General features: G+C 64.2%; 1 protein-coding gene. It reads right to left on the reverse strand.

Going from position 1 to position 509, the window contains the following annotated elements; translation table 11 throughout:
• On the reverse strand, positions 1–509 hold a 509-nt coding region (locus tag AC07V8_RS25815), incomplete at both ends, for an inverse autotransporter beta domain-containing protein (RefSeq protein ID WP_494681220.1).

Raw genomic sequence — 509 nt, forward strand, 5'->3', positions numbered from 1 at the left:
CTGGGCATGGCCGGCAGCCAGGCTTCGGCGCGCAGGTCGAAACCGTTGGCGGGACGTTCGTCGTAGTCGATGACGTCGGGGGAGGCTTTCCAGTCGGAGATGCGCAGGTAGGAATTGGCGGACAGCTTGAGGAAATCGCGCCAGGCTTCGCCGCCGATGCCGGCGCGCTGGTGGCCTCGCGTCAGGTTCTGATCATAGAAGGCGTTGTAGCCGAACATCCAGTCGCCGCTGAAGTGACGCTGGCCAAGACCGACGTTGCCGGTGATCTGGGCGTCTTTCTTGCGCACGCCGATCTGGGTGAACAGCAGGCGGCTTTCGCTGTCTGCCAGCGGCAGCAGCAGATCGATGGCGCCGCTGTCGATGTTGAATTTATCGGTGTAGTTGAGATCGATGCGGGCGGTGCCGAAACGCTTGAGCCAGTCTTCGCCGGCTTTGGTGACGCCGCCTGTGACTTGCTGCGTGATGGCGCTGGCGGCGCCGCCGGCGGAGGCGCTGTTGCCGAAGCTCGA

Source organism: Collimonas sp. GW821-FHT02H07, assembly GCF_059421505.1.